4 protein-coding genes and 1 other annotated feature are annotated in these 6,730 nt (G+C 56.7%); all 4 genes read left to right on the forward strand.

Annotated elements, in window-relative coordinates; all coding sequences use genetic code 11:
- Positions 1-2,607 (forward strand): UvrD-helicase domain-containing protein (locus RT018_RS10770; protein WP_312941785.1); only part of this gene is annotated, 2,607 nt, incomplete at its 5' end.
- A 99-nt stretch (positions 2,608-2,706) separates the two neighbouring features.
- Positions 2,707-3,318, forward strand: a complete 612-nt coding sequence (locus RT018_RS10775) for a hypothetical protein (protein WP_312941788.1) — start codon at positions 2,707-2,709, stop codon at positions 3,316-3,318.
- A 209-nt stretch (positions 3,319-3,527) separates the two neighbouring features.
- Positions 3,528-4,697: a cation diffusion facilitator family transporter gene (locus RT018_RS10780; protein ID WP_312941790.1), complete on the forward strand. Its 1,170-nt coding sequence runs from the start codon at positions 3,528-3,530 to the stop codon at positions 4,695-4,697.
- 275 nt (positions 4,698-4,972) lie between these two features.
- Positions 4,973-6,307 (forward strand): uracil-xanthine permease family protein, encoded by a 1,335-nt coding sequence (locus tag RT018_RS10785; RefSeq protein ID WP_312941793.1) that lies wholly within the window; start codon positions 4,973-4,975, stop codon positions 6,305-6,307.
- Positions 6,308-6,400: 93 nt separating this feature from the next.
- Positions 6,401-6,648 (forward strand) — a binding site (T-box leader).
- Positions 6,649-6,730 lie beyond the last annotated feature (82 nt).

Genomic DNA, 6,730 nt, shown 5'->3' on the forward strand with positions numbered 1-6,730 from the left:
AAGCTGCGGGCCGAACTGAACGTCACGGGGCAGGAGGCTATGGAGGATTTGACCGCCGTGGCTCCCGCCATGGCGGCGCTGCTGGAGCTGACGGAGACATTTTCCCGGCGTTACCGGCAGGAAAAGCTGCGTCTGAATCAGGCGGACTTTTCCGATCAGGAGCATCTGGCGCTGGAGCTTTTAACGGGGGAGGATGGGACGCCCACGGAGCTGGGAGAACAGATTTCTGCCCGTTATATGGAGATACTGGTAGACGAGTATCAGGACACCAACGAGGTTCAAAACCACATTTTTCAGGCAGTGTCTCGCAATGGACAGAATCTTTTCACTGTGGGGGATGTGAAGCAGTCCATCTACCGGTTCCGGCTGGCGGACCCCACCATTTTTTTGCGCAAATACGCGGCCTTCAAGCACCACACCAATGCACAGGAGGGAGAGGAACGGAAAATCCTTTTGTCGCAAAACTTCCGCTCCCGCTCGGAAATTTTGGATGCCACCAATTTTGTTTTTGAGAACATCATGTCTCCGGAGCTGGGGGAGATGGAATACGGTGCGGACGAAAAACTGTATTTTGGCGCGGAATATTATCCGGAGCGGGACGACTGTGCCCCGGAATACCACTTGATTTGCGCCCATCAGCGGTCGGCGGAGTTGGAGCGCCCGGTGAAAAAGGGCATGGCGGAGGCCCGCCTTGCAGCAAAGCGAATTCGAGAACTGTTGGACGAAGGGTATCCCGTCACCGGCGAGGACGGCATTTTGCGGCCCTGCCGGGCGGAGGATATCGTGATTCTTATGCGCTCGCCGGGAAGCCGGGGACTGGCATTTTCAGCAGCGCTGGCGGAGCGGGGCGTCCCCTGTTCCTTTCAGGAGCAGGGAGACTACTTTTCCTCCATGGAAGTGGCCACCGCGTTAAGCCTCCTTCAGGTCATCGACAATCCCCGGCAGGACGTGCCGCTGATTGCAGTGCTCCGTTCGCCCCTGTTCGGGTTTACACCGGACCGGTTGGCCCGGGTGCGGGCAGGTACGGCGGACGGGGATTATTACGACGCGGTGTGCCGGGACGGAGGAGAGGACTGTCGTTCCTTTCTTGAGATGCTGGACCGCCTGCGTCTGCTGGCCCGAGATATGAGCGTAGAGCGCCTGCTATGGCGGATTTACAACGAGCTGAACGTGCTGGGCGTGTTTGGTGCCATGGACCGGGGCGAGGAGCGGAAGGAAAACCTGATTGCGCTGACAGAGCACGCGGAGAATTTCGAAGCCAACGGCTGCCGGGGCCTGTTCCTGTTTTTAGAGCAGCTTCAAAAGCTCATCGAGAGTGACCGCGCCCCCGCAACCCGGGGGAAATCCGAAGCAGGAGGCGTACGGCTGATGAGCGTCCACAAATCCAAGGGGTTGGAATTTCCGATCGTTCTGCTATGCGATTTAGACCGAGCTTTCTCCCGGATGGACTTTGACACTCCGGTGCTGGTGCATCCCGAGTTGGGCCTTGGCCCCCGGCGTGTGGATTTGGACCGCCGTATTTACTACCCAACCATGGCCCGCCGGGCCTTGGAGGAAAAGCTCCGCCGGGAAAACCAGTCGGAGGAGCAGCGCATTTTGTACGTGGCTATGACCCGGCCCAAGGAAAAGCTGATTTTGCTGCACAGTCTTTTTCACACCGAAAGTAAGTTGAAGCAATTGGCAAGCCTTGCCGCATGCCCTGTTCCGCCGGAGACGGCGGCGGGATGCCGAAGCTATGGTGAGTGGCTGTTGCTTCCGTTGCTGTGCCGTCCCGAGGCAAAGCCACTGCGGGACCTTGCGGGCGTGGAACCAGCGAATTTTTATGCCGGGGATGAGAATGCCTGGCAAGTATTTATCCATGACAGTGAAGATTTTCAAGAGGTTTTGGCAACAAACGAAGAGCACGAAGAAGACGGGGCACAGAATGAGGCAGATTTGAGTCTTTTGGAGATGGTCTATCCCTACGAAGCCGCCACCCGATTCCCGGCCAAGCGGACGGCCACCCAGCTCAAAGGACGGGAGAAGGACGAGGAAGCGTTGAAAAACGCACCCCGCCCAACGATGTTGCGGCCATTAGATCAGCCCCGGTTTCGACAAACCGGCGGAGGGCTTACTTCCACGGAGCGGGGCACGGCGGCGCATCTGGCCCTTCAATATCTGGATTTTTTCAACCCGGACGTGGCGGGGCAGATGGAGAATTTGCGGGAAAAGCGTCTTTTGACAGGAGAGCAGGCGGACAGCGTAGACATTATGCAGCTAAAAGCACTGCTTTCCTCCCCTCTGGGAGAGGAGATTCGCCGGGGAAAGAACGTTTTGCGGGAATATGCATTCACCGTTCTCATTCCGGCAACGGAACTGGACGAGGACGCGGGGGACGATCAGGTGCTTCTTCAGGGCGTGGTGGACTGTTGCTTTGAGACGGAGGAGGGGCTCACCGTGGTGGACTTCAAAACAGACCGTGTGTTCGGGGAAACGGCTCTTCGCCGGGCCGAACACTACCGGCCGCAACTTGCGGCCTACGCTGCGGCGCTGGAGCGGGTCTTGGAGAAAAAGGTGGTTCGCAAAGCGCTCTATTTTCTGGCCTCCGGCGAAACGGTGAGCCTGTGATGCAATCCGGCAAAAACCACTGGAAAATTTGACCGGATTGTGGTATACTGCCAATTTAACAATTGATCCTTGTCGGAAACGAATATTTGAGGTGGATTCATGGAAAATGAAATGAGGACTTTTGGCTATCTCTGTCCCTCCTGTGGAAAGCCCGTGATGGCGGCCCGGTCTCTGTTCGCGCTGGAGGCCTCCGGTGTGGAGGTGGAATGCGGCTGCGGCGGCTCGGCCCTGCGGACGGAATTTGACGGGCAGCGGTGCAAGCTTTTCGTCCCATGTGGACTGTGCGGCGAGACGCATACCGCCCGGTGCGCCCCGGAGGAATTGACCCGGGAAGGCGGCGTGGCCTTCGGCTGCGCCAAATCGCAGGAGTTTTGTTGCTACGTGGGGGACGAGGGAAGCGTGGAGAAGCATCTGCGGACGCTGGAAGTTCTGGCGGAAAAAGAAAAACGAAATCTGGAGAACGGCGGCGAGCCGTTTTTGGACAGCGTGATAATGTATGAGGTTCTGTCCGAATTAAAAGAAATTGCCGCCCGGGAAAACGGAATTACCTGCGGATGCGGAAGCCATGAATACGCCATGGACATCCGTCGCTCCGCCGTTGATTTGAGCTGCAAGGATTGTGGCGCGAAGCTGCGGATTCCCGCTGCCACAGAGGACGATCTGGACGATTTGTGCTGTCATCTGCGGCTGACAATTCCCGGCGGGGCGTAAGAAACTGCGGGACGTTTCCAGTCTCCAACATGAAAAGAAGAACCTATAAGCGGCAAAACGGTGCGGAGCGGTATGCGCTGCTGCACCCGCCGATTCATGGGTGTTAGTAGGGCAGCTTTAAAACGAGCAGAGAATGCGGGACTGCGGTCATTTTTCCGGACATCGGCGGGATGGCAGCGCTCTGGCGGGAGGGAAAAGGAGTTGACGGTATGATACGACTTCTTGCAAAAATCTTTATCAGGGATCGAGACCACATCGACGTGCCGTCGGTGCGGACGGCCTATGGCGTTCTTTGTGGGGCTGTGGGGATCTGTTTAAACATTCTGCTGTTTGCGGGGAAGTTTTTCGCAGGCTCCGTCTCCGGGTCCATCGCCGTTACCGCCGATGCGTTTAACAATCTCTCCGATGCAGGTTCCTCCGTCATCACGCTGACGGGCTTTCGCCTGGGCGGGCATCGGCCGGACTCCGAGCACCCCTTCGGTCACGGGCGAATCGAATATATATCCGGTTTACTGGTGTCCATGCTCATCATTCTGATGGGCTTTGAGTTGGCCAGAACCTCTCTGGAAAAAATTCTGCATCCCGCGCCCGTGGAATTCTCGTGGCCCAGCGCTGCCATTCTGGTGGCGGCCATTTTCGTAAAGCTTTATATGTACTGCTATAACCGGACAGTGGGGGAGCGCATCGGCTCCACCGCCATGCACGCCGCAGCCATAGACAGTCTCAGCGACAGCGCAGCCACCGCCGTGGTGTTGCTGGCGACGCTGGCGGGCCGCTTTACCGATGCAAATATTGACGGTTGGTGCGGGATTCTGGTGGCGCTGTTCATCATCTGGTCAGGGCTTTCCTCGGCACGGGACACGCTGGACCCTCTTCTGGGCCAGCCACCCTCTGCCGATTTTGTGGAGAACATCCGAAAGATTGTGACGAACCACTCAGGAATTTTGGGCATACACGATTTGATTGTTCATGATTACGGCCCTGGCCGGTGCATGATTTCGCTCCATGCAGAGGTCCCGGCCAACGAGGACGTACTGGTTCTTCACGACGAGATTGACAACATCGAACGGGAGCTGAAACACACACTAGGCTGCGAGACCGTTATCCACATGGACCCCATTGTCACAGACGACGGCGTAACGAAGGAAACCCGCAGGCGGGTGGAAGCGCTGGTGAACTGCATCGACGAGGAAATCTCCATCCACGATTTTCGCATGGTGACGGGGCCCACGCACACGAACCTGATTTTTGACGCGGCGGTGCCCTTCAAATTCCGACTGACGGACGAGGAGGTTCGCACTAAAATCTGCGCTGCCGTGCGGGCGTTGGACGGCGATTATTTTGCAGTGGTGAACGTGGAGCGTCGTTATACCGCCTGAAACTCGGCGAAAAAGTATGAACCCCAGCCGACGTCGGCTGGGGAATGGGTTGGTTGCCGTCATAATTACCAAATATAAAGTGAAAATTTTTAAAAGGCGGGAGAAATCCACGCTTGCAATTCTCTGCCTGTTTTTGTATAATCGTACGGATAAGTGCGAAAGGAGGCTGGAGTTATGATGGTTTGGAAGAGTCTTAACGCCACCTTTTTTTGCGATCCTATTTGACCGGCCTTTGTGCCGGTATTTTTTTGCCCAAAATAGAGAGGAGATCTGCCATGAACGAGAAAAATTCCGCCCCTATCCGGGACGCAAGGACCCTTGGTATCCCCAAGATGATGCTTCTGGGCCTTCAACACATGTTTGCCATGTTCGGGGCAACCGTTTTGGTCCCCATCATCGTCAGCGGTTACGGACTGCCCCTGTCCATTCAGACAACCCTGTTATTTGCAGGACTTAGTACGCTGCTGTTCCACGCCTGCACAAAATTCAAGGTTCCAGCGTTTTTAGGGTCCTCCTTCGCGTTTCTTGGGGGGTTTGCCGCGGTGGCGGATCTGGACGGCGGAAAGTATGCCGCCATGACCGGCGCGGAAAAGCTACCCTATGCTTTGGGCGGCGTGGTGGTTGCTGGCCTTTTGTATCTGGTGCTGGCGCTGCTTTTTAAGGTGGTGGGCCCCTATAAGGTAATGCGCTACTTCCCGCCGGTGGTCACAGGACCGATTATCATCCTGATCGGGTTGATTTTGGCCCCCACCGCCGTGACCAACGCTTCCACTAATTGGCCTTTGGCGCTGCTGGCCATTGTGACCATTATCGCCTTCAACATCTGGGGGAAAGGTATGCTGAAAATCATCCCCATTCTGCTGGGCGTAGTCATACCCTACGCGGTGGCGCTGCTTACGAAGCAAGTGGACTTTACCTCTGTGGGCCAGGCGGGCTTTGTGGGCTTGCAGCCCTTCGTACTGGCGAAGTTTGACGTGTCTGCCATTTTGGTGATGGCGCCCATCGCCATCGCCGCCATGATGGAACATGTGGGCGATGTGTCCGCCATCTCGGCCACGGTGGGAGAGAATTTTCTGGAAGACCCGGGCCTGCACCGCACGCTGATGGGCGACGGTCTGGCCACCGCTTTGGCCAGCATGTTCGGCGGACCCGCCAATACTACCTACGGTGAAAATACCGGAGTGTTGGTGCTCAGCCGGGTCTACGACCCTAGAGTTGTACGGCTGGCGGGCATATATGCCATCATTCTATCCTTTAGTCCCAAATTTGCTGCCGTCATCAACTCTATTCCTGTGGCAGTCATCGGCGGCGTGAGTTTTGTGCTCTATGGCATGATTTCCGCTGTGGGCGTGCGCAACATAGTGGAAAATCAGGTGGATTTCACCCGCAGCCGCAACCTTTTGATTGCAGCGGTCATCCTGGTTTCCGGTCTGGGCTTCAACGGTACCGGTGGACTGACTTTTGTCGTGGCGAATGCGCATGTGACGCTGACGGGTTTGGCCATCGCTGCAATCGCCGGCGTGGCGCTGAACGCCATTCTCCCCGGAAACGACTTTGCATTTGGCAAAACCGCCTCCGCGGACGGCTCTGCCGATCTGGGTAGGTATTAAGCTTGTCCGCAGGAATGAATTGCCTTTATCTCAGGTAAACCCGTCTTCTTGACAAACACCGAAAAAACGGATATACTGTCTAACGTATACAGTGATACAGTGATGATGAGGAGAAGTACCCCGCGCGATGCTGCGAAGAGAGCCTCTGGCTGGTGTAAAGAGGCGAGCGGGCGTGGGTGAATACACCTCTGAACCGGCGCCCCAACGGCCAAAATTTGGCTCAGTAGACGCGCACGGGCGGCGCCCGTTACAGCGCGGTCGCGCCTTGGGCGCGGCAAGAGGCGTCTGTCCGCAAGGGCGGCGCGAACAGAGGTGGTACCGCGAAGCGATTCGCCCTCTGTCCCCATGGGACGGAGGGCGTTTTTTTCCACGTCTCGTCCCATATAAAAACTCATCAGACAGGAGAATTGAGACAATGGGAAT

The sequence above is a fragment of the Oscillibacter sp. genome (genome assembly GCF_032060045.1).
In the GTDB taxonomy this organism is placed as follows: Bacteria; Bacillota; Clostridia; order Oscillospirales; family Oscillospiraceae; genus Oscillibacter.

Excerpts from the sequence above, each read along its gene's own strand:
- RT018_RS10775 (WP_312941788.1), top strand. The coding sequence starts at position 2,707 with ATGGAAAATGAAATGAGGACTTTTGGCTATCTCTGTCCCTCCTGTGGA.
- RT018_RS10780 (WP_312941790.1), top strand. The coding sequence starts at position 3,528 with ATGATACGACTTCTTGCAAAAATCTTTATCAGGGATCGAGACCACATC.
- RT018_RS10785 (WP_312941793.1), top strand. The coding sequence starts at position 4,973 with ATGAACGAGAAAAATTCCGCCCCTATCCGGGACGCAAGGACCCTTGGT.